General features: G+C 58.8%; 25 protein-coding genes and 1 tRNA gene. 15 read left to right on the forward strand and 11 right to left on the reverse strand.

Features of this window, described 5'->3' with window-relative positions; genetic code table 11:
- Positions 1-11 precede the first annotated feature (11 nt).
- The 5 genes from ACEWMW_RS02220 to ACEWMW_RS02240 are packed head-to-tail and all read left to right on the forward strand — an operon-like array spanning position 12 to position 4617.
- Complete coding sequence (locus tag ACEWMW_RS02220; protein ID WP_409412260.1) at positions 12-842, forward strand: hypothetical protein; 831 nt, start codon at positions 12-14, stop codon at positions 840-842.
- Positions 832-1095: a hypothetical protein gene (locus ACEWMW_RS02225; RefSeq protein WP_409412261.1), complete on the forward strand. Its 264-nt coding sequence runs from the start codon at positions 832-834 to the stop codon at positions 1093-1095. The genes ACEWMW_RS02220 and ACEWMW_RS02225 overlap by 11 nt, the downstream gene beginning before the upstream one ends.
- Positions 1092-2540: an amino acid adenylation domain-containing protein gene (locus tag ACEWMW_RS02230; protein WP_409412262.1), complete on the forward strand. Its 1449-nt coding sequence runs from the start codon at positions 1092-1094 to the stop codon at positions 2538-2540. Before ACEWMW_RS02225 ends, ACEWMW_RS02230 begins: the two co-directional genes overlap by 4 nt.
- Complete coding sequence (locus ACEWMW_RS02235) at positions 2522-3568, forward strand: hypothetical protein (protein WP_409412263.1); 1047 nt, start codon at positions 2522-2524, stop codon at positions 3566-3568. Before ACEWMW_RS02230 ends, ACEWMW_RS02235 begins: the two co-directional genes overlap by 19 nt.
- Complete coding sequence (locus ACEWMW_RS02240; protein WP_409412264.1) at positions 3565-4617, forward strand: MBOAT family O-acyltransferase; 1053 nt, start codon at positions 3565-3567, stop codon at positions 4615-4617. The genes ACEWMW_RS02235 and ACEWMW_RS02240 overlap by 4 nt, the downstream gene beginning before the upstream one ends.
- Positions 4618-4737: 120 nt before the next feature.
- Here ACEWMW_RS02240 and ACEWMW_RS02245 read toward each other — a convergent pair whose 3' ends face one another.
- From ACEWMW_RS02245 to ACEWMW_RS02260, 4 genes are all read right to left on the reverse strand, one after another.
- The gene (locus ACEWMW_RS02245; RefSeq protein WP_409412265.1) at positions 4738-6249 is read right to left on the reverse strand and encodes a sulfatase-like hydrolase/transferase; all 1512 of its coding nucleotides are present in this window, start codon (positions 6247-6249) and stop codon (positions 4738-4740) included.
- Between the two features lie 62 nt (positions 6250-6311).
- Entirely contained in the window at positions 6312-7691 is a 1380-nt protein-coding gene (locus tag ACEWMW_RS02250) for a class I SAM-dependent methyltransferase (RefSeq protein ID WP_409412266.1), read from the reverse strand.
- A 16-nt stretch (positions 7692-7707) separates the two neighbouring features.
- Positions 7708-7872: a hypothetical protein gene (locus tag ACEWMW_RS02255; RefSeq protein WP_409412267.1), complete on the reverse strand. Its 165-nt coding sequence runs from the start codon at positions 7870-7872 to the stop codon at positions 7708-7710.
- Positions 7873-8101: 229 nt separating this feature from the next.
- A tRNA-Gln gene (locus tag ACEWMW_RS02260) sits at positions 8102-8175 on the reverse strand.
- A gap of 188 nt (positions 8176-8363) precedes the next feature.
- On the opposite strand from ACEWMW_RS02260, the gene ACEWMW_RS02265 reads away from it, so the two are divergent.
- Both ACEWMW_RS02265 and ACEWMW_RS02270 read left to right on the forward strand, forming a co-directional pair.
- Complete coding sequence (locus tag ACEWMW_RS02265; RefSeq protein ID WP_409412268.1) at positions 8364-9557, forward strand: Ppx/GppA phosphatase family protein; 1194 nt, start codon at positions 8364-8366, stop codon at positions 9555-9557.
- Between the two features lie 8 nt (positions 9558-9565).
- Positions 9566-10231, forward strand: a complete 666-nt coding sequence (locus ACEWMW_RS02270) for an RlmE family RNA methyltransferase (protein WP_409412269.1) — start codon at positions 9566-9568, stop codon at positions 10229-10231.
- A 17-nt stretch (positions 10232-10248) separates the two neighbouring features.
- Here ACEWMW_RS02270 and ACEWMW_RS02275 read toward each other — a convergent pair whose 3' ends face one another.
- Positions 10249-10911 carry a c-type cytochrome gene (locus tag ACEWMW_RS02275; RefSeq protein ID WP_409412270.1) on the reverse strand — a complete coding sequence of 221 codons (663 nt, stop codon included), beginning with the start codon at positions 10909-10911 and terminating at the stop codon, positions 10249-10251.
- Between the two features lie 160 nt (positions 10912-11071).
- Here ACEWMW_RS02275 and ACEWMW_RS02280 point away from each other — a divergent pair, with 160 nt between their 5' ends.
- A complete protein-coding gene (locus ACEWMW_RS02280) occupies positions 11072-11980 on the forward strand; it encodes a prephenate dehydratase (RefSeq protein WP_409412271.1) in 909 nt (302 codons plus the stop codon).
- Here ACEWMW_RS02280 and ACEWMW_RS02285 read toward each other — a convergent pair.
- Positions 11977-12978 carry an isoaspartyl peptidase/L-asparaginase family protein gene (locus ACEWMW_RS02285; protein WP_409412272.1) on the reverse strand — a complete coding sequence of 334 codons (1002 nt, stop codon included), beginning with the start codon at positions 12976-12978 and terminating at the stop codon, positions 11977-11979. The two genes, ACEWMW_RS02280 and ACEWMW_RS02285, sit on opposite strands and share 4 nt — an antisense overlap.
- A gap of 154 nt (positions 12979-13132) precedes the next feature.
- On the opposite strand from ACEWMW_RS02285, the gene ACEWMW_RS02290 reads away from it, so the two are divergent.
- The 3 genes from ACEWMW_RS02290 to ACEWMW_RS02300 are packed head-to-tail and all read left to right on the forward strand — an operon-like array spanning position 13133 to position 15889.
- Positions 13133-14338 carry a mechanosensitive ion channel gene (locus ACEWMW_RS02290; protein ID WP_409412273.1) on the forward strand — a complete coding sequence of 402 codons (1206 nt, stop codon included), beginning with the start codon at positions 13133-13135 and terminating at the stop codon, positions 14336-14338.
- Between the two features lie 52 nt (positions 14339-14390).
- Positions 14391-14906, forward strand: coding sequence for a GNAT family N-acetyltransferase (locus ACEWMW_RS02295; protein WP_409412274.1), 516 nt, complete (start codon positions 14391-14393; stop codon positions 14904-14906).
- An 11-nt stretch (positions 14907-14917) separates the two neighbouring features.
- Positions 14918-15889 carry an SDR family NAD(P)-dependent oxidoreductase gene (locus ACEWMW_RS02300; RefSeq protein ID WP_409412275.1) on the forward strand — a complete coding sequence of 324 codons (972 nt, stop codon included), beginning with the start codon at positions 14918-14920 and terminating at the stop codon, positions 15887-15889.
- A 6-nt stretch (positions 15890-15895) separates the two neighbouring features.
- Here ACEWMW_RS02300 and ACEWMW_RS02305 read toward each other — a convergent pair whose 3' ends face one another.
- The 4 genes from ACEWMW_RS02305 to bufA2 form a co-directional block, all read right to left on the reverse strand.
- The gene (locus ACEWMW_RS02305; protein ID WP_409412276.1) at positions 15896-16834 is read right to left on the reverse strand and encodes an alpha/beta hydrolase fold domain-containing protein; all 939 of its coding nucleotides are present in this window, start codon (positions 16832-16834) and stop codon (positions 15896-15898) included.
- Between the two features lie 46 nt (positions 16835-16880).
- On the reverse strand, positions 16881-17654 hold the full coding sequence (locus ACEWMW_RS02310; protein WP_409412277.1) for an HvfC/BufC family peptide modification chaperone: 774 nt from the start codon (positions 17652-17654) through the stop codon (positions 16881-16883).
- Complete coding sequence (gene bufB / locus ACEWMW_RS02315) at positions 17651-18478, reverse strand: MNIO family bufferin maturase (RefSeq protein WP_409412278.1); 828 nt, start codon at positions 18476-18478, stop codon at positions 17651-17653. Before bufB ends, ACEWMW_RS02310 begins: the two co-directional genes overlap by 4 nt.
- 82 nt (positions 18479-18560) lie before the next feature.
- Positions 18561-18839: a BufA2 family periplasmic bufferin-type metallophore gene (bufA2, locus tag ACEWMW_RS02320; protein ID WP_409412279.1), complete on the reverse strand. Its 279-nt coding sequence runs from the start codon at positions 18837-18839 to the stop codon at positions 18561-18563.
- A 204-nt stretch (positions 18840-19043) separates the two neighbouring features.
- Here bufA2 and ACEWMW_RS02325 point away from each other — a divergent pair, with 204 nt between their 5' ends.
- From ACEWMW_RS02325 to ACEWMW_RS02340, 4 genes are read left to right on the forward strand one after another with little or no spacing between them, the layout of a single operon-like run.
- Positions 19044-19325, forward strand: a complete 282-nt coding sequence (locus tag ACEWMW_RS02325; protein WP_409412280.1) for a BufA1 family periplasmic bufferin-type metallophore — start codon at positions 19044-19046, stop codon at positions 19323-19325.
- A gap of 29 nt (positions 19326-19354) precedes the next feature.
- Positions 19355-19813, forward strand: a complete 459-nt coding sequence (locus ACEWMW_RS02330) for a DoxX family protein (RefSeq protein ID WP_409412281.1) — start codon at positions 19355-19357, stop codon at positions 19811-19813.
- The gene (locus tag ACEWMW_RS02335) at positions 19810-20340 is read left to right on the forward strand and encodes a sigma-70 family RNA polymerase sigma factor (protein ID WP_409412282.1); all 531 of its coding nucleotides are present in this window, start codon (positions 19810-19812) and stop codon (positions 20338-20340) included. The genes ACEWMW_RS02330 and ACEWMW_RS02335 overlap by 4 nt, the downstream gene beginning before the upstream one ends.
- Position 20341: 1 nt before the next feature.
- A complete protein-coding gene (locus ACEWMW_RS02340) occupies positions 20342-20983 on the forward strand; it encodes an NrsF family protein (RefSeq protein ID WP_409412283.1) in 642 nt (213 codons plus the stop codon).
- A gap of 15 nt (positions 20984-20998) precedes the next feature.
- Here ACEWMW_RS02340 and ACEWMW_RS02345 read toward each other — a convergent pair whose 3' ends face one another.
- Positions 20999-22036 carry a CorA family divalent cation transporter gene (locus ACEWMW_RS02345; RefSeq protein ID WP_409412284.1) on the reverse strand — a complete coding sequence of 346 codons (1038 nt, stop codon included), beginning with the start codon at positions 22034-22036 and terminating at the stop codon, positions 20999-21001.
- Position 22037: the final 1 nt, after the last annotated feature.

Consider the following 22037-nt stretch of genomic DNA (forward strand, 5'->3'; position numbering starts at 1 on the left):
TCCAGCGCATCATGTTCCACATCATCGCCAGCACTGGCCGCACCGCAACAACCTATATCGCCGCGGGATTAAACCAGGTCGATGGAGTGGTTGCCTGCCATGAGGGCTATGTTGGTTCCGATCACGAAGGCGAACCGATCCTCCCGCTGATCAATCTAGAGAACAATCTTGCCTTCCAGATTCGCGCCAAGGCAGCCGACGTGGTGGCACAGAAACGCAACGCCGAGGCCATTGGGGCCGCTCTGAAGCTCGCCCAGGCCGATACGCTGGTTGACGTCGCCTACTACAATCCCACCATTGCCGAAGCACTGCTTGAAGCGCATCCGTCGCTCGAAATGGTGGGAATAGTCCGCGAACCCGAAGGATTCGTGCGGTCGGCAACGCAATTGGAGGGCGAGGATCCGATGCCTGTCGGCTGGCCGCATCCGGACAAAGAACTGACCGACCGCGAGAAGTTCATTTCCTTCGGCCGGATCAGGCCCGGCCGCAAATCGCCAGAATGGGCTGAATGGAAGCAATGGAGCGCCATTCGCCGCAATATCTGGCTGTGGAGGGAGACCAATCGGTTGCTGTTCGAGGCAGAGGCTCGCTTCCCGGAAAGGGTCACTCTGATCGACTTCAGCCTACTCAAGGAGGATGAATCCCGCTTCTGGCAACAGATTTTCGGCACCTTTGGCCTGCCATCTAAGCATTTTGTTAACCATGATGCCCTTAGTGCATTTCGCAACCGCAAACCGGGGGGAGCGCAAGTCGGCAAGGCCGATGGCTGGACCCTCGAGGAGCGGGAGGCGCTCAACGCAGCGATAGCGGAATATACGGGGTTCAAGGGCAATGGAACTTAGCAAGATATCGATGGAGAATGTGTGCGCAGTGATCGAAGGCGCGCTGGTAACGGCCAACAGCGGAAAGCCGCTCTCGACAAAAGTCGATGAGACATCTTCGATGGGCACGCCCAAGGAATGGGATTCGCTCGCCTTCGTAGTCGTCTACAATGCCATCGCGGAAGAATTCGGCATCGAGCTTGAAGACGATGACGCGATCCACCTCACCAGCGTCCAGGCCACACATGAACTCCTCCAAGAGATTGCGGGATGAGCGATTGGCTGCGCCAGCAGCTGATTTCTGTATCGCAAGAATTTCCTGACCGCCTCGCCGTAGATGGCGGCAAGGCCGGCCAGCTTACCTACCGCGAACTGTATGGGCTGGCTTCGGCAATCTCCGAGGCGGTTGCCGCGCATGGATCTGTCGGCATTCTCAGCAATCGGCGCCCCGAAGCCTATGTGGCTGTGCTGGCCTGCTATCTTGGCGGAATCCCTTTCACGCCGCTTAATCCCAAGTTTCCCGAAGAGCGGCTGCGCAAGATCATCGAACTGTCGGATGTTAGCCTGGTCTTGCACGACACGACGACCACTGGCGTCGCCGATGAACTGGGCGCAGCAGCGCATGCGATCGATCTTTACGGCATCCAGTCGGCAAGTGCGATGGTCGAGGTGTCTGAGGATGCGATTGCCTACCGCATGTTCACTTCAGGCAGCACCGGCGAGCCCAAAGGCGTGCCGATTCCCGTCAGCGCGCTGACCCACTATGTGCGCGCAATCGGCGAAACGCTCGGCCTTCCGGACGAAGGTCGTTACAGCCAGCTGTTCGACCTCAGCTTCGACCTTTCAATCCACGATATTTTCGTGACCTTCGCCAATGGCGGCACACTGGTTCCGGCGAATGAGATCAACCTTCTGATGCCGCATACCTATATCGCCAAGCAGCAGATCGACGTGTGGTTTTCGGTCCCGATGCTAGCGATGAGCGCCGCGCGCGGGTTGGCCAGGGCGGAGCCTGCACATTGCCTCAAGCTCGCTCTGTTCTGCGGAGAGGCCTTACCGATGGACTACGTTCGCGGGTTCCGTGATCTGATGCAAGACGGCGCGCCGCTGTGGAACCTGTATGGCCCGACAGAAGCGACCATTGCCTTCACCGCCAAGCTGATCGACCCTTCTGATCGCACCGACGGAGCCGCGACGTTGGGCGATGCGTTTGGAGATAACGAAATCGCGATCCTCGATGAAACCGGTACAGTTCAGCCAGTCAGCGAAGGAGCAACCGGGGAGTTGTTGCTGGCAGGGCCGCAAGTGTTCGCCGGATACCAGCCGCCTCGCCATGACCCGTTCGTCGAGGGCCGTTACTACAGGTCCGGAGACATCGTAACCTACAGGAATGGCGAGCTAAAGTACGAAGGGCGCAAGGATAACCAGGTCAAGATCAGGGGCATGCGGATCGAGCTTTCGGAAATCGAATCTGCCTTCCGCAACCACCTGGATTGCGATTCCGCCGCCGCCATAGTTCACGGGGAACTCGAGGACGCGGAAATTCGTGTGGCCTATACCGCTCCCGGCGAACTGGCCGATACTAAGGGGCTCGAGAAGCACCTGCCCAGCTACATGATTCCCGCGCGGATCTGGCGGCTGGACGAACTTCCGGTGAATGCCAATGGCAAGGTCGATCGCCGCAAACTCGGGGAAATCGAGTGGCCTTCGCCCGACTAGCCCCGCTGATCTTCATTGCCGCAATGATCGGGCTCGCGTTCGCTGGCTCGAAAGTGCGAACCTATCCGGTCGATCCGGCGAGTTTCTGCTCGTTCGAATTCACCCAGCTGGACGAGCCTGCCAGCGATATCCTCGTCTTCGGCACCAGCCGCGCGGGACGCGGGATCGACGCCGCCTATGTACAGACGTTGCTGCGCGCGAAGACGGGCGGCGACGTGAGCGTCCAACGCCTTTCGCTCGCCAACCCCGATATTCCCTCCTTCGATGTATTCTACCGCGAGTATTTGCGCCAACGGGGCGCTCCGAAGCTGGTCGTTCTGCAAGTGCTCTACAATCGCGAGCCGGAGCGGCAGGCCCTGATCGGCGCACCGCTGCATAATGTGCGCAACGTGCTGCTTGGCGATCTTGGCGATCTCCATGCCGTCCAGAAAGAAGCGGAAGCCGAAACTTCTGGAGAGCGCCTTCGCCGCGGCTATCGCCCGATCACCGCTGTCGCGATCGACAAGTTCACCAACAATATCTACGCCGCGCTGCGCTATCCCTATTTCTCCTCGCTCGGCATGGATCCGAACACTATCTGTGTCGACGACCTGCCCTTGCGCCAAAGCGGGAACTGGCTGCACGGCGATTTGCCGGGCGAGCCCACGGTCGAAGATCCGCGCGATCATGGTTCGCCCGAGGATTGGGCAGCGGAAGTCGCCGGCTACCTGCCGCTCGACCCTGCCGGAGTAGACCGCGCGCTCGAAGTCGGCCAGATGCGCCGCCTTATCCAGCTGATCCGATCAAACGGCAGCGAGGTTGCGCTGGTTTTGTTCCCGATCTTCGGTGAGACCATCTCGCAGGGCGATCTCGCTTCGATCCGCTCGCTTTATCCTGACCTCGACGTGATCGATCTCGACACGCCTTTCCATTCGGCGGTCGAAGCAAATGAAGCCGCACACTTCGTCGATGCAAACCACGTCAACGCCAAGGGCGCCCTGGTGCTTTCGACCGAGCTCGCGTCGCAACTTGAGGGGCGGCTGCCATGACTGATCCCCTCGCCCATCTTGCCTTTATCCTTGCTGCCTGGGTGTTGTGCTTTGCGCTGCGCTTCAAGGCCAGCGAAGTCATCCTCAGCCTGGGCGGATTGATATTCCTGGCACTATACGCACCGCTCGCGGCAGGATGGATCCTGTTCACCTGCGCCGAAGGCATTCTGTTGTTCCTGTGGCTGCGCAACCGCGCACGCGATGACGGCCTCAAGAAATACGGCGCCTATGTGCTGCTGCTCAACCTGCTTGCAGTCGACATCCATCCGCTCGTCTTTGGATTCAATGTCGAGACACTGGCCATCTCGTTCTCGACGATCCGCATTTTCATGACCAGCAAGCAGCTACTGAGCGCGCGCAAGGCCCCGGCCTTGTCCGACACGGGATGGGTACTGGTCAGCGGATTCTACCTCCCGGCAATCCTTATCGGCCCGGTTTTCTCCGGACTTGATCTGAAGAAACAGAAGGCCGCGAGCGAGCGTTACGAAGCGACGATCACCGATCACCGGCTGGTGCTGCAAGGTCTGGTACTCGCGATACTGGGCAATCCAGCGATGGGTTCGATTGCGGCGACCATGACATCGGAAGACGGCTATGGGCTGCCGGCAATCGCCGCTGCACCGCTCCTGTTCCTCCAGCTTTTTACAGCCTTCTGGGGTCAATCGCTGATCGCCGAGCACACTTCGCGCTATTTCGGCTATGTCTTGCCGGTAAACTTCGACATGCCCTGGCGCGCAAAGGACATCCGCGATTTCTGGCAGCGCTGGCATCGTTCGATGGCGCAGTTCGTGATGCAGTACATCTTCCTGCCGCTGAACCTCAAGGGCTGGTCTCCCAAGGCCGCCACCATCGCGGCCTTCGTCTTCATGGGCCTGTGGCACAATCTCTCGATCGGCTACTTCATCTGGGGTCTCGGCCACGGGATCCTGCTGGCGAACTGGCCCAAGAAAGAGCTTGTGGGCGCACGGCTTTACCTTGGCGCGGCGTTTACGTGGGTTTGCGTGATCGGTCTGAGCTATGTGGCGAATTTCGGGGAGCTGGCACAATGAGCGAGCGAAACAAGGAATGGATCAACATTGCGATCCTGCTGATCATCGCACTCTTCCTGCTGTTCTTCATCCAGCCGGGAATGGTCGAATCGCCGTATAATGATTTTTAGGGTCGGTTGCTCATTGATTCGGGTGGTTTGACCTGTCCGATAGGGTTTCGGTAGTAACTTCCTTGAATGTATAGAGATTGCTGGGATCTTGAAACATGTAAACTCGATCTTCTCGCATGCCCAGCGATTGGCCGAATTCGCGATTCAGAATGAATGGGTAGAGATTGACTGGCGTCGACAAGGCTTCATGGGGTGAACCATCGACCAGTCTAGTAGCCATCAAGATTCCCAGTTTCTGCTTCTTCTTCTCTACGCTCAGCGTGTGCCAGTTGATCTTGACTGGATCGGTACCAATGCTGTCCTCGTTGCCAATATGCGGCTCGGGCCAAGGCCCCTCATCGGCATGGATTAATATTACCGAGGGACGCGGTCCGGCAATAATTTGGTCGACAAGTTGCAGGATACGGTCATTGGTATAGCTCAGTTGTTGGGAGTAATTCTCACTTCGCGTAGCTCCCCGTGCGACTGCCAGCGAGCGACAAGTGCCATCCGCATTGATTACGTAGGGCGGGTGTGGGACCAAGAAATGGGCAAAGATATATTTGCGATCCTCATTTCTTGCGAGCTCCACAAGGGCGTCGAACTTGTAGTGCACGCGAAGGCATTGGTCTTTCCGGACATCGCCGAACGGCAAACCGAGCTGCTCGGCAATTAAGCCTGGGAATGACCGCCTAAACACGACGGAAACGAGTTGTGGCAGAGCCCTGAAGTTGATGTTGCGATCAGCATCATCGCTTACCCTGGTTGGATTCCACCAGGAGCCGGACCAGTAGCTTAAGTAACCGTTCTGTTTGAATGTGCTCAGTGCACGATTCCGCCCGAGCGCATTATATAGCGGCACCGGATCATGCGCGTAGCGCAATTTACCGGAGAAGTGGTCGAGATAATCAGCGTTGAGGGTTGATGCGAGCGAGTGCGCGGTACGCTGGTAGTTGGCGAAGGCATATTCCGGCACCTCAAAACCCCGCGCACGAAGCGCATCGTAGAAGTCTGAATTGTCTACATCATAAGCTTGAAGCAAGGTTTCGCGGTCGCCATAGCGATCGAAAACCAGGTGCCACACATCTGGACCGCTTTGCATTTCGAGTGCAGCCAATGGCGTACTAGGAAATTGAGCGCCATTACGGGTTTCCTCAAGCCAGATCTGCCCTTGTGCGGTCCGAAGACATAGAAAGAGGACCGGTAGTATCAGGAGAACATTCGTCCAGAAATTAACGGCAAATAGCGACTCGATCTGTCCGGGAATCCGTCGCGTCAGGTCGACGAGAATGAAAAGGACGAGCACGTAGATCAGGCTCTTCACAAGCGATGATTCGGGCATGAAGTCGATGATTTCACTGCCGTTCAGGAGAAAGAACGACCACATTCCTGTTGCCAAAGATGCCCGAATCCACCCATTCAGGAGCAGTCGGAAAAGAGCCCACAAAGCAAAAGAAAAAACTGCCAGGACCAGCATAGCTTCGCCGGCTTCCACATAACCGATGTGAAACTTCAGGTCCGACCACAGGACAGCCGTGATCACGATCGATGGCGCAATCCACGCGAGAGGAATTCTGGATAGCCTATTAATGGCCCCTTTGAGCCTCACGCCTGATCATACCACAACAAAGTTCTCGTCCCTCCAGAGAGGGTCTGGGTACGGACAATTCGTGCCCGTTCAGCCATCAGCCCAAGGAAGGCTTCGAGCGAATAACCTGGGAAAATATCTCCACGCTGAGATAACAGAGTCTGGACCATCTCGTCATCCTTGTTGGGAAACTCAATTATTCCTGCGGGTGCAATAGAGACTAGCCAATCGAGCACCATATCAAGCGGCACATTGCGCGTTATCGCGATATGGTGAACCAGCGCCAATGCAATGAGCGCGTCAGGATGAGCACGATCCGCGAAACCCTGCCGCTCCCTTTCTGCCCAACCTAGCGATGGACTTGGATTGGCGGCATCAAGCCAGAGAGGCGTAAACGAGTGGTCTGACCCCTTGAAACGAGCGAATGCCTTCTCGATCGCGCCGTAATCGAAATCAAATCCGATCACCGATCCCGCTCCCGCGTTCAGAGCCTCTAACGAGTAGTCACCGGTATTGCAGCCGAGGTCGAATAGGAGCGCTGGCTGCGTTGATTTCGCGAACTCAGCAACGAAGGATTGCTTCTCGGTCCGTTCCGCCACCTCGTAAGAATTGTCGTCAGCATAATTTGACCAGACGCTCTTGTCGCCTTCCAGCTCAAGCTTGGCGACAAACACGCGCAAAGCTTGGAGAATGGCAGCAAAGCGGGACTTGCTGAGCGATGCGGAGACGCCTTTCGCATTGCGAGCCCCACGCTGGATTGCAGACGCGTGCACTTTCGCCTGTGCGACAACATGCGCGGCAACAGTGAAAGAAAGCTTGTCTCTCAGGCGCAGTATTCGGTTCATATCTTCTGGCGGAATACCTTCCAGTCCGCCTCTGAACCACGCGTTCGGGGCTACGCTCAGCTTGCTCCACATCAAGAGCGGATTAAGGAATTGCATGGCGAACTGGCGCTGTCCGGACCACAACATTCCTGGCCTGTAGGGTATGACAGAGAGGTGATCAATGAACACCGGCCGTGTGCCAATGAACTGGATGTTATAAGCAGTTGCATCCGACAGGGTGAAATCTTCAGATAACAAATTGAGCTGTAGGTCGAGGTGGAGGAGCGCGGCTGCCTTCAACTGAGAGAAGCACCACTCATAGGGATAGGAGAAGAAGGGAATCCTCGGGTGCTCGATCGCCTGCTTCGCTCCAAAGGTATCGAACGGCAAAGCGTCCAATGCGACCTCTTGAGCGGGCAGCATCATGCCGCTTGCGGCGTATCGTGCGAAAATCCCTGCGTCAGTGGCTTTTGCGAAAGACTGCGCGCCTGCCTCAAAAATCAACCGGTATACACGGCCATCGTTTTCGATGATCCGCCCAGCAGGGTCACGAAACGAGCCTGGATTGAACATGAGTCAATCCTGTAGATCAGTCTTCAGCTTCGTCTGTACGCTCGGGTCGGAACAACGATATGAATCGGTGGATGTAGACTCTTATCGCGATAAATGCTGCTGCAACCGAACCAATTATCACTTGCAACGCCATACTCACGCTTGCGGCGTCGATATAAGCGTGTGCCGCCGAAACCGGCATCAGAAATGATAAGGCCAATAGTTGAAGAGTTACCTTCAGTTTCATCAAGTTTCCCCGTTCTAACGCTCCATAAACAACAACAAACACTAGCAAATTGCCATGATCAATGCGCCGCTTCGCCCTGTCCCAATTCAAGACAGTGCCCAGAAGGGGTGAAAAGGCAAGGCAATTCATAACGAGGCAAGTAGCCTCACCATCCTTGACCTTAGCGTATGAGCACGAAAGTAGCTGGATGCCCCGTGAGGATTCGAACCTCAATTGACGGAGTCAGAGTCCGTAGTCTTACCATTAGACGACGGGGCATGATGGTCGCGTGTGCGAGCGTGGCCATCTAGTTTCGCACACCTGCAAGGTCAAGGCCTCGAAGGCGCTTGGAAGCAAGTCGGAATTGTATCGCACGCAACCACTCTTGCCGCTTGTCTCACTGATCGCTAGCTTGGGCGCAGGTCTTCGTTGCCAATTTGGCGCGAAAAGAGAAGAAAGCATTTGAAATGGCGGAATTTTCTCCGCCGGACGTCCACCAGAAGTCGGGACGCAAAAAGGGCGGCAAGTCCGGCAAGATAGCCGATTTTCGGTTTAAGCGCCCCTCCCGACCCAAGCAGGCAAGGCCCGAGAAGGGCAGTGGCGCATCGCGCGAAAACTCCTCATCTTTCCCGAACCGGCATCCGTCTTCGAAAAGGCAGGCCTATGCAGCGCTCGATCTGGGGACCAATAATTGTCGCTTGCTGATCGCCCGCCCATCGGGAGAAAACTTTACTGTCATCGACGCATTTAGCCGCGTCGTCCGACTTGGCGAAGGCCTGGCGCAATCGGGCAGACTGTCCGACCAGTCGATGGACCGCGCGCTTGCTGCATTGACGGTGTGCGCCGAGAAACTCCGCCGGCGCAACGTGCGGCTGGCCCGTTCGGTCGCGACCGAAGCTTGCCGGCGCGCTACCAACGGTGCGGAGTTCATCGAGAGGGTGAAAAACGAGACGGGTATCGCACTCGACATCATCTCCGCGCAGGAAGAAGCACGCCTGGCGGTGCTTGGTTGCCACATCCTCCTCGAAAGCGGTGAAGGCCCCGCAGTCATTTTCGACATCGGCGGGGGCTCAACCGAGCTGGTGCTGATCGAACCGGGCGGTCCGGTGCCGCGCATCCTTGATTGGCAAAGCGTGCCCTACGGTGTTGTTTCGCTTTCGGATACCGTTCCGCGCATGGGACCAACCCAAGAGGACCGCCGCGCTCGCTATCGCGAAATGCAGCGCGTGTTGCTCGAAAGTTTTGCCCCGTTTATCGAGCGGATCGCTGGCAATCGCGATGCCGCATCGCACATCCGTTTGCTCGGCACGAGCGGCACGGTCACTACGCTGGCAAGCGTGCATCTCGGCTTACCGCAATATGACCGCAAGGCAGTCGACGGGTTGATTGTCCCGTCTGCATCTATGCGCGAAATCAGCAGTGAACTGGCCGCCATGCCTATGTCTGAGCGCGGCACGCTTCCTTGCATCGGTCCCGACCGCGCTGAGCTCGTCGTCGCTGGGTGCGCAATCCTGGAAGCGATACTCGACATCTGGCCAGCACCCGAACTCGCGGTGGCCGATCGCGGGATTCGCGAAGGTATCTTGCGCAGCCTGATTGCAGCCGATCACGAGGGCGAGCAGGCCCAGCGCGCACTCCGCGAATTAAAGCAGGATCGCTGAAAGCTGCCATGAGTCGTTCTGGCCGAAATCCTGACAAACGGGTCCGCACCGCCAGGGGCCGTACTGCATCCTCTACCCGCTGGCTCGAGCGGCAGCTCAACGATCCCTATGTGAAACAGGCCAAGGCGGATGGCTATCGTAGCCGTGCGGCTTACAAATTGCTCGAACTCGATGAGAAGTTTGCACTCCTCAAGGGTGCGAAGCGGGTGGTCGACCTCGGAATAGCGCCGGGAGGCTGGAGCCAGGTGGTGCGCAAGATCTCTCCAAAGAGCGCAGTTGTCGGTATCGACCTTTTGCCAACCGAACCGATCGAAGGTGTAACAATCCTGCAAATGGATTTCATGGCTGACGATGCGCCTGAACGTTTGACCGAGGCGCTCGATGGGCCGCCTGACCTGGTACTTTCCGACATGGCCGCCAATACTGTCGGTCACAAGCAGACTGATCACCTTCGCACCATGGGCCTGGTCGAAGCCGGGGCCTACTTTGCCATCGACACTCTCGACAAGGGCGGGACTTTCGTGGCCAAGGTGCTGGCAGGAGGCGCGGACAACGACCTGCTGGCGCTACTCAAGAAGCATTTCTCGAAGGTCAAACATGCCAAACCACCGGCGAGCCGCAAGGGCTCATCCGAGTGGTATGTGGTGGCTCAGAGTTTCAAAGGACGAGCCTAGAACGGCTCGCATTCCTATCAGGTGGCAGGACCGCTTGCGGGAATTGCCGTAAGATCAGAAGCGCCGCCAGCAGCATCGACGGGACTTACTTCGCCGCCTTCCACTGCATCATCGATAGCGTCACCCTCTGTTGCGTCGGGCTCCGGCTCCGGCTCGGGCTCGGGAAGCGCCGGGCCGCCGCCGTTCTGCAACATGTAGAGCATGACGTTCGCCCGATCCTCGCCGCTGGAAAGGCCGGCAAAGCTCATTTTGGTGCCATTGGCGAAACCGCGCGGACTCTTCAGCCAAGCGTCCATTTCTTCGAACCCCCAGTTGCCGCCATGGCCGGAAAGCGCCGAGCTATAGGCAAAGCCGGCAACAGTCTGACCGATCGGCTTACCCATAATGCCATAGACATTTGGCCCAATACCGTTGGCACCGCCTGCATCGATCGTGTGGCAAGCTACGCATTTCGCAAATACGCGCTCACCCGCAGCCGCATCGCCGGTGACGAGCAAGGTTGCGAGAGACGGGCCTGAATCGGCTGCGGCACCCGCTTCGGCATCCTCTACCGGAAAGCCCGCGTCGTTCAGCTCGGGCGCGTCGGCGTGGTAGTACATGCCGCTGCCGATCGAGAGGCCAAGCGCCACGATCCCTGAAAAGAGGACCCATCCAAAGGTGGTGTTGGTGTTATCTTGCATGCGAAGAATCCGGAAATATTGGCCAAGTTCTGTTTCGCGCGCCGCTCTAGTGGGGCCGAGGCCACTTCGCAAGGGTTAGTGCACCGCGCAGGGGTGGCTTGCGCGCACCCTACGCTACACTCTTGCCCAACCTCTCGCTTGCCCTTAGGCGCGAGCCGCTATGCACAGTTTCCCGACACCCGCCCTGAAGCTCGTCGAGTCGATGCGCGAAGCCGCGCAGGCGTCACCCGAGCAGGCAATTGCCTTCCAGGGTGCGCCCGGATCGAATTCTCACCGCGCAGCCGGTGAGTTCGCGCCCGAGGCCTTGCCGCTGCCGTGTTTCAGTTTCGAGGATGCGCTGGATGCGGTGAAGAATGGGTCTGCCGCCAGCGCCATCATTCCTATCGAGAACTCGCAACACGGTCGCGTGGCAGATATCCATTTCCTCTTGCCGGAAAGCGGTCTCTCGATTGTCGCCGAGCATTTCATGCCGATACGGCATGCCTTAATGGCGCTGCCCAATCCCGATGGTTCACTCGGACCCTTCGACGCGGCATACAGCCATCCGCAGGCCTTGGGCCAGTCGCGCAAGTTCCTGCGCGAGCGCGGCATCGTCCCGCTTAGCCACGCCGATACGGCTGGCTCAGCCGCCTATGTCGCTGAGCGAGGTGATCCGAAAATCGCCTCGATCGCGCCCGCATTATCGGCCGACCTGTATGGCCTCCAGATTGTCGAAGAAGGCGTGGAGGATGCGCATGACAATATGACGCGCTTTGTGGTGCTGGCACGCGAGCCGCTCGATCCGGCAACTTTGGCCGGCGAGGAAGCGATGACCACCTTCGTATTCGAAGTGAAAAACATTCCCGCCGCGCTTTACAAGGCGATGGGCGGTTTTGCGACCAATGGCGTGAACATGACCAAGCTGGAAAGCTACCAGCAGGGCGCGAGCTTCTCCGCCACCATGTTCTACGCCGATATCATCGGTGCGCCAGGCTCACCTTCGGTGGACCGCGCGCTCGAAGAACTGGCATTCCATTGCAAGGAACTACGCGTGCTGGGCACCTACCGGCAGGCGCGCAAACGCGGCTAGTCACCGAATATGCCGACCTCTACTGCACTGTCTGCGGTGACGCGTGCGCGGTACATGCCCGATGTGTTGAAGCTGAAAATCGGTTCGCCTGAAGACGGCATCACGATCACTCCGCCGTCTCCGCCGAGCTCGGCGACTTCCGCCATCACCTCGTCAGCGGCCGATTGATAGTCCGGGTTTCCGGATAAGCGCACCCGTGTACAAATTTCCTGTGCGACACCGACGCGAATAAAATACTCGCCCCAGCCTGTCGCGGAAACCGCGCAGGACCGATTATCGGCATAGGTCCCTGCACCAATTACCGGTGTATCGCCGATCCGGCCCCAGCGCTTGCCAGTCATCCCGCCGGTTGAAGTGCCCGCTGCCAGATTGCCTTCGCTGTCACGCGCCACAGCGCCCACTGTCCCGAACTTGTGGTCGACATCGAGCGCACTCACTTTCTCGGTCTTTAGACGCTCGAGACTCTCGCGGCGCCGCTCGGTCTCAAACCATTCCGGCGCCACCAGTTCGAAATCGCGTTCGCTGGCGAACTGCTGCGCGCCCTCTCCGCTCAGGAATACATGGCGCCCATCGACCCGAATTGCGTCTGCTAACAGAATCGGATTTTTGACCAGCCGCAAACCGCTGGCCGCGCCGGCACTACGATCGCGCCCATCCATAATCGAAACGTCGTGCTCGATATGCTCTTCCCAGGTGAAGACGGCCCCGCGCCCTGCGTTGAAGTTCGGATCGTCCTCCATGGGCATAATCGCCGCCTTCACCGCATCAATCGCGCTGCCGCCTTCGCGCAGGACCTTTGCGCCTGCCTCAAGCGCCGCGGCCAACGCTGTTTCGTATTCCGCCTGTTGCCCCGGCGTCATGCGATCACGCTCGATAGTACCAGCACCGCCATGGATAGCGATCGACCAGCCTGTGCTGTCATCTGTCTTGTGAGCGACCAGTGCCTGCGAAGAGAGCAGGCCGATCAGGGCTGCCAAAAATTTCGTGATTTTGATCATGCGCTAAGCGTTACAGCGACAAACGCGCTTCGCAAAGACGGTTTGCGTGCGCTTCTATCGCGGCCAACTTATCCACCGGGCGGCAAATGCCTGATTTCCGTAACGACTCCGGCCATGGTAGTTTCGCAAGCATCTATTTCTGGGGGAGAGAACCATGCAAATAGGAAACTACCGCTTCGATCAGGAACTAGCGCTGGAGCTTGCCGAAAAAATCGGCTTGGCGCTTGTTGTCCTGCTGATAACCTGGGCTTTGGCGAAAGCTGCAAAATGGACTTTCGCCAAGCTGGTCGACAATGTCGATTTCTTCAAGCGCGACACGGGTAGCGGAGACTCGCTAGGCGTATCGCTTGGCAAGATCGTCTCGTTACTTATCTGGCTGTTCGGCTTGCTCATCATTCTCAACGTACTGGGACTCGGCGGCGTTGCTGGACCAGTCGACAGCCTTCTGGAGAATGTCGTCGGCTTCCTGCCCAATCTGCTGTGGGCCGGATTGATCTTCTTCATCGGCATGATGGTGGCGCGGATCGCCCGCGACATTGTTGTCACAGCTTTGCAGACGGTCGATTTCGACAAATGGGCCAATCGCGGCGGCGTAGACCACGTCACCGGCAACTCCGCGATCAGCAAGACGATCGGTACGATTGTTTATATCCTGATCGCCATCCCGGTGGCGATTGCCGCACTCGAACAGCTCGGGATCCAGTCGATCAGCGAACCGGCGAGTGACATGCTGCGGATGATCTTTGCTGCGATTCCGAATATCATCGCGGCCGCAGTGTTGCTCGGTATTGGCTATCTGATCAGCAAGTTCGTGGTCCAGATCGTAAAGGAAGTTCTGCCAGGGCTAGGAGTTGACCGTGCCCTTGGCGAGAGCGGCCTGGTGCCCGAAGGAACTACCGCATCTGGCGTGATTGCGCGCATTGCGCAGGTCGCAATCATCCTGTTCTTCGCTATCGCTGCTACGCGCCTACTCGGCTTTCCCGAACTGACCCGCATCCTTGACCAGCTGCTTGAGCTTGGCGGGCGCGTGATCTTCGGCGCTGTAGTGATCGCCTTCGGCTTCCTGATCGCGAACCTGCTAGCAAGACTTATATCGGGCGACTCCGGTCAAAGTACTGCCGGTACTATCGTGCGCTGGGCGACCATCATCCTGTTCGTCTTCATGGGCCTGCAGTTCACCGGCATCGGTGGGATGATACCGGCCAACGCGCTGACGATCATAATTGCGGGCGTAGCGGTAGCAGGAGCCCTCGCCTTCGGCCTCGGTGGACGCGATTGGGCGGCAAAGAAGCTCAACGAGTTTGACAGCAAGGTTGGCGGATCGGGGACTGGCAGCGATCGCTTGCCACCAAATTCCTGAGCGACAGATAGCGGCTTAACAGTCCGCACAAGAAACTTTAGGGGCGTGGGACATGATCCTGCGCCCCGCTTCTTTGGACGACGTCAAACCGCTGGCCAAACTCGGCCGCGACAGTTTTTGCGACAAATTTGAGCACCTCTACGATCCCAAGGACCTCAACGTGTTCCTCGAAGAAGTCTACTCGGAGAAGTCTGTCGCCGAAGAGATCGCCGGGCCAGAGTGCATCCACCAACTGGCCGAGGATGCCAGTGGGCTAATCGGCTACTGCAAGATGCGGGTACCGAGCTGGTACGAGGACGATTCCGATGCGCAGAATCCGATTGCGCTCGGCCAACTTTATACCGCTCCGGGTAAGACGGGGCTCGGCATTGGCGCGGCTTTGATGGAATGGGCGCTGGCGCTGTCGCGCGAACGCGGACGCGATGCGATCCAGCTATCTGTGTGGAGTGAAAACTTCGGCGCGCAAAGGTTCTACGAACGCTACGGCTTCAAAAAGATAGCAGACATCGACTTTTACGTCGGCAATCATCGCGATGACGAGTTCCTGTACGAACTGCGACTGGATTGAGAGGAAGCCCCATGGCCGACTTCGGATTTGAAACTACTACCGACGAGGTGCTCGAGAGGCATGACCTAACCGGAAAGACCGTGCTGGTGACGGGAGGATATTCCGGGCTGGGCCGCGAGACTGCACGCGCCATGGGCGCGAAGGGCGCGCATGTGATACTTTCGGGACGCGACGAGGCCAAGTTGGCCGGGGCAGCAGAAGAACTGGCCAAGGAAACCGGTGCAACATTCGACACACTCACCTGCGATCTGGCGTCGCTCGACAGCGTGCGCGCAGCTGCGAAAGAAGCAAGCGAGCGCTTCGGCAAGCTCGACCTGCTGATCAACAATGCAGGCGTAATGGCGTGTCCCAAAGGCAAAACAGCTGATGGGTTCGAGCGCCAATTCGGCACCAATCACCTGGGACATTTCCTGCTTTCGAACCTGCTCGTCCCGCTGCTCGAGAAAGGCAATGCACCGCGCATTATAGCGCTATCCTCGCGCGCGCATTTCAGCTCGCCGGTGCATCTCGAAGATCCCAATTACGAAAACCGCGAATACGAGAAATGGGAAAGCTACGGCCAGTCGAAGACTGCCAACGCGCTGTTCGCACTCGCGGCTGACAAGCGCTTCAAGAGTCGCGGCATACGGGCATTCTCGGTCCATCCAGGCGGGATCATGACCAATCTCGGAAGGCATCTGAGCGAAGAAGATGTGAAGGTGCTGCGTGCGCGCCTGGCGAAAGCCGCGGAAGCAGCGGGCAAGGAAGGGGGCACCAGCGCCACTTTCAAGACTGTCGAGCAAGGCGCAGCCACTACCTGCTGGGCGGCGACCTCAGACGATGTACTCGCGAACGGCGGTGCTTATTGCGAGGACTGTCATGTCGCGCCGGTCGATGACGAAAGCCCGGTCGCAGGGGTGCGCTCCTACGCCGCCGATCCCGACGCCGCCGAAAAGTTATGGGTGATGTCAGAGGACTACGTCGCAGAAAAATTTCCCTGGTAGTACCGCTCACGCCTTCATGAATTGATCGACCAGGCGGAAAGTATCCTTCGCCTCGCGCGTGAATGGCAGCGCCATATAGACATGCGGCGCACCAGCGTATTCGTAGAGCTCGGGCGCATTGTCTGCATTGATCATCTTGGCGGCGAAGGTCCGGCAATCAACCACGAAGAGATCATGACGGCCCACAAATACAGCCGTGGGCGGTAGCTGTGCGAGTTCCTCTCGCGACGCGTAAAGCGGGCTGCACTCAGGGCTGGCCGGATCACGCCCGCCCGCCCAGGCCTTGCCCATCGGGCGGAGAACTCTGATCCTCAGCATGATGTCATCGGCTTCCACCGCCTGGATCGCCGGATCCGCCAAGGTGAGATCGAGCCACGGGGCGAACAGTGCCAGCTTGCCCGCTTTCGGGCTGCCGGCACGCACCTGCCGCAGGGCGAGCGCCAACGCCATGTGCCCGCCCGCGCTATCGCCGCACAATGTGACCTTCTCCGGCGCCCAGTCCCGGGTGATGCGTGCAAAGGCCCCATCCGCAAGGCGGTCGGCAGCGGAGTAGCAGCTTTCCGGCACCACGTCGTACAGCGGCACGGTCAGGCTTGCGCCGGTCGCATCGACCAGCGCAGCGACAAGCGGCCAATGTGCATCGAGCATCGGCAGCACGAACCCGCCGCCATGGAAGTAGAGGATATGCTGCTCGCCGCGTCCGGTAAGCGGGTGAAGCGTGACGCATTGCTGGCCTTCGCATTCCCATTGCTCGACCTCAAAGCGCTTCGCGATTTTGTCGGATAGTTCGGCATCCGGCGGGATATCGCGTCCATCGAGAAACGGCGCGACTTCTTCCTCTGCTTGCGGGAAAACCTTGGGGCCGCGTGTGATCAGCCACTTGCCCAATTTCATCAGCAGGCTGGGCTTGCTGCTCCGCAATTCGAAAATTTCGCTTTCGGCCATAGGTCCTCCCTTGCGGAAGGATTGGTCACCCGAGTTCGATCGCGAGTCAAGCGATCAGCGCTGCGATCCAGCCATTGGCGAGCCAGCGCCCTAGCATCGTACCGGCAAATGGGATCGCCTCTTCTTCGCCGAGCCGCTCGACCAAACGGGTGCAGCAATCACCATAGCTGCCGTCTTTGACGATCAGTTCCAGGCACCCGAGTTCAGAAAGATCGATCGACTGGAACACGGGCGTCAGATCCTCGCGCCACACGGCAAGCCCGGCTGGCTCCGCCAAAGCCAGCTGCTCCGGAGGTGACTCTTCGTTTTTGAGCGCGCGCCAAAGACCGGCGCAGTCCTGCGTAATCGTGCGGAATCGCAAACCCGGGACGATGGTGAGGCGCAGGTTGACCCAATCGTCCTCGCCAAAGCTGGATGATTGTTCGGCAAATTCCTCAAGTGTCAGCGCTGTATGATCCGCCGCCACAAAGGCGCGGTGCATGGCCCATTCGAGCCAGGCCAGTTCGCTGACTTCGGGATTTTGAGCGAACAATTCCGTGCAGGTCTCTTCGAAACCCGAGCCAGCTTCGTCGAGCGTCCAGCTCGATGGCGGATGCGCGATCAAGTGATGCGCAGCCGCTCGCTTGAATGAGTCTCCACCTGCCCAGCGTTCGGTCTGCTCGAATGTGCTGCGCAAGGCCTCGACCAGTGCAGTGCGATAGTTGTTGCGGTAAACCGACATGCCCGCGGCATGGCGATCGTTCCAACCTTCAGGCGGCGCTCTCTCATCGTCGAGAATCTGCGACATGAATTCGGCCTGCTGCTGTGCGAGTGCCGTCATGCTGCAATGCTTTCACGCGCAGCTTCGCGCGCCAGATCAAGTTCGCCCAGAAGCTCAGGCAGCGGCGGGATCTTGTCATCACGCTCGATCATAGTTGCGACCGGGCCGAGCTTCGGGCGCACTGCACGATACAGGTCCCACACCGCATCGCAGACCTCGCGATCATGCGTATCGATAATGATCTCTCCGGGTGAATGCCCCGCGAGGTGAATTTGACGAACGCGGTCAAGCGGCAAGCCAGCGATATAGTTCGCAGCTTCGAAACCGTGATTGCACGCACTGACATAGATATTGTTGACATCGAGCAGCAGGTAGCAGCCGGTCCGATGCGCCATTGCTGCGATAAACTCCCACTCGCACATCTCGTCTTCGGGGAAGGTCATGTAGCTGGACGGGTTTTCGAACAGCATGGCGCGCCCCAGCGTTTCCTGCGCCAGATCGATATTCGCGCAGACGACATCCAGCGCCTCGGCTGTGTAGGGCATCGGCAGGAGATCGTGGCTGTTATGCGCGCTGGTGCGGGTCCAGCAGAGATGGTCGGAAACCCACAAGGGATTGATAAGATCGGCAAGTCCTCGCAAGCGCTCGAGATATGCGCGGTCCAGCCCATGAGCCGATCCGATCGACATGGAAACGCCATGGAGGATCACCGGCAGTTTTGCGCGCACCTGCTCCAGCACGGGCAATGGCTTGCCGCCGTCGACCATGAAGTTCTCGGATATCACCTCGACGAAATCCACCGGCACATCGCCTTCGAGAAAGTCGGCATAATGTGTCCGGCGCAGGCCGAGGCCAAATCCGTCAAAGGGTGCGATCGAAGTCATAAGCGTGAGCGCTTCTCAAAAGTAACGGCCCGGCGGTTCAAGGCATTTGGGGGGAACCGCCGGGCCGCCAACCCAGACGGTCTTAGGCGATATCGCCAATCGTTCCGCCCGCGCTGAGGCATTCGCCGGCTTTCATGGCCTTGAAGCCGTGGCCTTTGCATTCATTCTGGCCCTTGCAGGCATTTTCGGTGGTGGCGCAGTCGGCCTGGCCTTTGCAGCTATGAACGCCGTAGCAATGGACCGTATCCTCGCCGCTGATGGCCTTGCCGGTGCTTCCAGCGGGGGCATCAGCGGCAAAAGCTGCAGCCGAAGAGAGGGCGAAAGCGGCTGCGGCCGCAGCGAAAGCACTGTTCTTGGTCATGTAAAGAAACTCCAGTTTGAAACTCTTGCCCCGAGATGAGGGACATTGGGCAATTCGCGAGGAAGCTGATGAAGGTTACGTCCGAGAAAAATTTTGCGGCCTGTAACCAGCCGTAAAGTGAGGGCGAACTCCATCACGACGCTCGCATGATCCCCCTCACGTGAAGCGCCAGACGTTCAGTTTCATTCCTTACGGAGATTACCCATGACCAATTCGTCTATTGCTCGCCTTGCCGGCGTTGCACTCGCCGCCAGCCTCGCCACAGGCCTTGCCACCGCTCCTGCCGCAGCAGCAGGCGCGAAAGAAAAATGCTACGGCGTTGCCAAGGCTGGAAAGAATGATTGTGCGGCGGGCCCGGGCACAAGCTGTGCCGGTACATCCACCACTGACTATCAGGGCAATGCCTGGAAGCTGGTCGAAGCAGGAACCTGCACTTCGATCAAGACCCCCAAAGGCAACGGTTCGCTGACCCCTATCAAGCGCTGATCCAAGTCCCAGGCTGCACGAGGTGAGACATGCAAAAGCTTACAAATCTCTATGACAATCTGGTGAGCAGACTGTCAGGTCCGATAGTCGAATCGACCGCTCTGCTTCTCACCCGTGTTGCCTTGGCGGGCGTCTTCTGGCGCTCGGGCCGGACAAAGGTCGAGGAAGGCAGCTTGCTTGAAATCAGCGACACGACGTACTTCCTCTTCGAGCACGAATACGCAGGCGTGCCGCTGCCGCACGAGATCGCCGCGCCCATGGCTACCTATGCCGAGCATGCCTTTCCGATCCTTCTCGTGCTCGGGTTGGCAACGCGGTTTTCGGCATTCTCGCTCTTGCTGATGACACTGGTGATCCAGTTCTTCGTCTATCCTGAAGCCTGGTGGGTCACGCATATCCTGTGGGTCGCGATGGCAGGCATCCTGCTCTCACGGGGTGGGGGGCTCTTTTCGCTCGACGCGATTGCTGGCAAAATGCTCGAAAGATGATTGCCGACGAAATCACCATGGCCCGGCTGATGGCCTCCTCTCAGAAGGGCGACAAGCAGGCGTACACCGTCCTTCTTTCGGAGATCCAGCTATGGCTGGAGCGCTATTTTCAGCGGCGCTGTCCACCGGCGCAAATCGATGATCTGGTACAGGAAGTGATGTTGGCAGTACATAACAAGCGCGCCACGTATGACCCCGTGCGACCCTTCCTGCCATGGCTGGCGGCGATCGCGCGCTATCGCTGGATCGATCACCTGCGCAAGGTTTATCGCCGCGAAGAAGAGGCGATGGGCGAACGCGAGTTTTCCGAAGACAGCGAGGAAGAGGCCGTCATGGCACGGATCAGCCTCGACCGGATGTTTGTCCAGATCCCCGACAGGCAAGCCGAAGTTATCGAAATGGTCAAAATCGAAGGCCTCTCGATCCGCGAGGCGGCCAGCCGCAGCGGGCAAAGCGAGAGCGCCGTAAAAGTGAATATCCATCGCGGATTGAAGAAACTGTCCGCGCTAATCGAAAAGGCAGAATAGAATGAATCGGGTTCCCAACCCCTTGATCGACCAACTCGCATCCGAGATGGAACCGGTCAAAGTGCTCAAGACACGCGACGGGCTGGCGCTGGTTGCGCTGGCCGCAGTGGCGACAGTCCTGCTGGTCGAATACTTCCACGGGCTCTGGCTGGGCGCGATGATCGGCGAAGCGTCGATCATTTTCTACATCGCACACGGCCTCATCCTGCTGATGGGTCTCGCCAGCGCGACCAGCGTGCTTGCCATGGCGCGCCCGCAGGTGGGTAGCCATTATGACGGCGCGCGCTGGACCATGGCCATGGTGGGCGTGATCCCGATCGTCGCGGTCTCGACTATCGTAGCGGGAAGCGGAGCGGCCCATGCGATGGCCGATCCTTACGGCGTCGATTGCATGCTTGCTTCGTTCGCCGCATCGCTCGTCACGGGCGCCGCGTTGGTGTTTTGGCTTCGGCGCGGCGCTCCGGTTTCACTCAACACCGCGGGCTGGCACACGGGTGTTGCCGCCGGCGCGCTGGGCACAGTGGCCTACGGCATGAGCTGCCCGCTCGATGGCCTGGCCCATATCGGGGTATGGCACATCGCGCCGATCGTGATTGCTGCCATGGTTGGGCGACTGGTCGTGCCGAAACTGGTGCGCTGGTAGAAGCCAGCTAGCGAACTAGAGCCATTTCAGGCGCTTGAAGATCACCAGCAGGACCACAAGCACTGCCACGCACAGGCCCACGACCGCCCAGAATGCCATGGGATCATCGACGCCTGGCATTCCGCCGACATTGATGCCAAGCAGCCCTGTGAGGAACCCCAGCGGCAGGAAAATTCCCGCCACGATCGTCAGCATGTAGGTCGCGTGCTCGCTCGAGGCGAGGCTGCGAGCGCGCAGTTCGTCCTGCATCACCACAGCGCTTTCCTTGCTGATATCGATATCGTCGAGAAAGCGCCGCAGAAGCGCGATGGTCTCGTCAATCTCGCGCCGGTCATGATGTTCGAACCACGGCGGAGCATCGCGCGCGATCAGTTCCAGTGCAACGTGCTGCGGCCCCATGTGACGCTGCAGTGCCAGGCAGTTGCGACGGATACGCGTGATCTTGCGCAGCATCTCTTCGGCGTGGTCGTCAGGATCCAGATCCTCGAGCCGATCGATGTACTCGTTCATATCGACAATCGACTGGTTCATCCGGTGGACCATGTGCTCGGTCAATGAAGTGATCAGTGCGCCGGCATCCTGCGGTCCGGAACCGCCATCGATCTCGGCCAAGGTATCGCGCGGGGTTTGCAGCGGATGGCGGCGCAAAGTGACAAGCCGCGTACCATCGCACCACAGCTGCATCGATACCATGTCTTCCGGCTCCGCCCCGGGATTGAAATTGATCCCGCGCAGCGTGGCGACGAGCGCTTCTCCTTCGGTAAAGGCGCGCGGACGGGTTTGGTCGCTGGTGAGCAGTTCCACCGTTGGCTCGGGAATCGAAAGGCCGCTCTCGAGCCACTCGGCAACACCCGGCTTGGTCCGGTCGAGGTGAACCCACAAAATCGCATCCGGATTGTCCGGTGCTGACTTCCACCCTTGCGCTTCGGCCCACGAGACCAGTCGACAGCCGCCCTTGCCATCGAGCACGCGAGCGAACAGTAGCGGGCCGTCCATAGCGGTTTGATCGGTCAGTGAAGAGTCCTGCGTCATTGCAAGCGGCTTGTCGCGCATC

The organism is Litorerythrobacter xanthomarinus (assembly GCF_046254955.1).
Lineage (GTDB): Bacteria > Pseudomonadota > Alphaproteobacteria > Sphingomonadales > Sphingomonadaceae > Qipengyuania_C.